Source organism: Micromonospora sp. D75 (assembly GCF_018070405.1).
GTDB classification, from domain to species: domain Bacteria; phylum Actinomycetota; class Actinomycetes; order Mycobacteriales; family Micromonosporaceae; genus Micromonospora; species Micromonospora chalcea.
Genome location: NZ_JAGPXV010001004.1, coordinates 1 through 1,230, shown reverse-complemented (window position 1 = coordinate 1,230; position 1,230 = coordinate 1). Strand labels below are relative to the sequence as shown.

Genomic DNA, 1,230 nt, shown 5'->3' with positions numbered 1-1,230 from the left:
CTACACCACCACGTTGGTGTTCCGCACCGCCGACCATCTCGACCGGGGCCGCATCCCCGACCCGATCCGGCCCAGCCCACCTGCGCTGGGCCCACTGGAACCACCGGTGGCGTACTGGTGGGCCGCGCTCGCCGGGCTGGCCGCGTTGCTTGTCGTCACCGCGGCGATTGCCCTCACCCTGCCCGCCGCCCAGCGCCGTCGTCGGGCGTACGCGCGACGCGTGGTCGAGCGGGACTACCCCGACGCGCCCGCTTCGGCGGCGCCGCGGCTGGCCGCGGTCCGCGACACGGTCGCCCGCTCCTTCGTCACCGAGGAACTCGGGCCGACCCTGGTCGCGTTCTTCGTGGTCTCCTCACTCGGGCTCGCCACCGTGGCGCTCGACCTCGTCGGGATCGGCCCCACACAACTCGCCGCCCGCCTCAATCGGCGCCACGACGTCCTCGCCGTGCTCACCGCATATGTCACCGACATCGGTATCTGGATCATCAGCCTCATCGTCGTCGGACTGCTGATCCTGGCCTACCGCGCGTACCGGTCGCCGGAGACCCGCCGGCTCGTCGGCGTGTTGTGGGATCTGGGCACCTTCTGGCCCCGGACGGTGCACCCGTTCGCACCGCCCTGCTACGCGGCGCGGGCCGTGCCCGAACTGACGCGGCGGGTCTGCGCACTGGCCGCGCATGGGCCCGTGGTGATCTCCGGGCACAGCCACGGCTCGGTGCTGGCCGCCGCCACCGTCCTGCACCTGCCATCCGAGACTCTGCCACGGATCGCGTTGCTGACCCACGGCAGCCCCCTGTACCGGATCTATGCCCGCCTCTACCCGGCCTACCTCGGCGAACGGGTGCTGTGCGAGCTCGGTGAGCGGATCGACTGGCGGTGGCGCAACCTGTGGCGTGATACCGACCCGATCGGCGCGCCGATCTTCGACCATCCCGACCTCACGCCTGGCGTACCTCGGGAGGCCGCAACTGTCGACGTGCGGCTGCGCGATCCCCGCGGTGTCACCGTGGAGCCGACGGACACCGTTCCGCCCGCAGTGGAACGCCACTGGCCGTATCACACGCAACCGGAGTACCAGGACGCTGTCAGGCTCCTCGTCGGGAGGATCCGTGGCCGTGCGCCGTAGGTGGTGAGGTCAGGTTCGGGGCGCGGCCTGGACGACCACGGGGGGAGTCGCCCAGGCCGCGTCGGTGGTCAGGTGTGACGACGGTGACAGCGGGTACCCGCGCC

The 1,230-nt window shown here is 71.7% G+C and carries 1 pseudogene; it reads left to right on the top strand.

The annotated features are described in order from the left end of the window. A pseudogene (locus tag KBX39_RS31505) lies at positions 1 to 1,126 on the top strand (hypothetical protein); the annotation flags it as partial. Positions 1,127 to 1,230 lie beyond the last annotated feature (104 nt).